This window comes from Streptomyces sp. NPDC058052, assembly GCF_042885515.1.
Taxonomy (GTDB): Bacteria; Actinomycetota; Actinomycetes; order Streptomycetales; family Streptomycetaceae; genus Streptomyces.
The window spans coordinates 1-1,462 of record NZ_JBHVRX010000083.1; the positions used below are offsets into that span (position 1 = coordinate 1).

1 protein-coding gene and 2 pseudogenes are annotated in these 1,462 nt (G+C 35.3%); 2 read left to right on the top strand and 1 reads right to left on the bottom strand.

From position 1 onward, the window contains the following. The first annotated feature begins 97 nt into the window (after positions 1-97). A complete protein-coding gene (locus tag ACFVU3_RS40030) occupies positions 98-199 on the top strand; it encodes a type I toxin-antitoxin system Fst family toxin (RefSeq protein ID WP_000228874.1) in 102 nt (33 codons plus the stop codon). 290 nt (positions 200-489) lie between these two features. Here ACFVU3_RS40030 and ACFVU3_RS40035 read toward each other — a convergent pair. Then, positions 490-1,164, bottom strand: a pseudogene (locus ACFVU3_RS40035) (IS6-like element IS257 family transposase). 140 nt (positions 1,165-1,304) lie between these two features. On the opposite strand from ACFVU3_RS40035, the pseudogene ACFVU3_RS40040 reads away from it, so the two are divergent. Further along, a pseudogene (locus tag ACFVU3_RS40040) lies at positions 1,305-1,462 on the top strand (type 1 glutamine amidotransferase domain-containing protein); the annotation flags it as partial.

The following is a 1,462-nucleotide window of genomic DNA, read 5'->3' on the forward strand; positions in this document are numbered from 1 at the left end:
GGAAGTTATCTATTATCCCTTATTCAGAGATGATATAATATACAGGTCGCCTATCTCTCAGGCGTCAATTTAGACGCAGAGAGGAGGTGCATATCAGATGGTCGAAGCTCTTGTTCACATCACGACCACAGTCATCAGTGGTTGTATTGTTGCGTTATTTACGCATTGGCTACGTACACGTAACAATAAGAAAAAATAGGCGATATTAGCCAACACCTAAAAACCCCCTCACTACTCGCAATAGTGAGGGGGTTGGTGCATATAATGCACGAAGCTCTTGTTGTCTAAATTATAACACTGGTTAGTAGAGGAATGCAAAATAGTTTATTGATTACTAACTAGTGAGTGATCTTTAATAAAGATACTATTTCACTAGAGGGAATGCCTATCTTAAACATTATAAAAGATTTATGAAGTTGAAGAACAAAATTGGTTCTGTTGCAAAGTAAAAAATATAGCTAACCACTAATATATCATGTCAGTGTTCGCTTAACTTGCTAGCATGATGCTAATTTCGTGGCATGGGGAAAATCCGTAGATCTGAAGAGACCTGCGGTTCTTTTTATATAGAGCGTAAATACATTCAATACCTTTTAAAGTATTCTTTGCCGTATTGATACTTTGATATCTTGTCTTTCTTACTTTAATATGACGGTGATCTTGCTCAATGAGGTTATTCAGATATTTCGATGTACAATGACAGTCAGGTTTAAGTTTAAAAGCTTTAATTACTTTAGCCATTGCTACCTTCGTTGAAGGTGCCTGATCTGTAACTACCTTTTGAGGTTTACCAAATTGTTTAATGAGACGTTTGATAAACGCATATGCTGAATGATTATCTCGTTGCTTACGCAACCAAATATCTAATGTATGTCCCTCTGCATCAATGGCACGATATAAATAGCTCCATTTTCCTTTTATTTTGATGTACGTCTCATCAATACGCCATTTGTAATAAGCTTTTTTATGCTTTTTCTTCCAAATTTGATATAAAATTGGGGCATATTCTTGAACCTAACGGTAGACCGTTGAATAATGAACGTTCACACCACGTTCCCTTAATATTTCAGATATATCACGATAACTCAATGCATATCTTAGATAGTAGCCAACGGCTACAGTGATAACATCCTTGTTAAATTGTTTATATCTGAAATAGTTCATACAGAAGACTCCTTTTTGTTAAAATTATACTATAAATTCAACTTTGCAACAGAACCGTTTCATGTAAGCATATCCTTTCTCTTAAACCAAGGTTTAACTGATATTGTATTCTATATAAACATGAATGAGGAGGAAAGACAATGAAAAAGGCTTTAATTGTTGTAACAAACATTGCGAAATACGATAATTTAGAAAGACCTACAGGTGCGTGGTTCTCAGAGGTTACGCACTTTGCGAAAGATTTCTATGACGCAGGTTATGATGTTGATTTTGTAAGTCCGAATGGTGGGTATGTGCC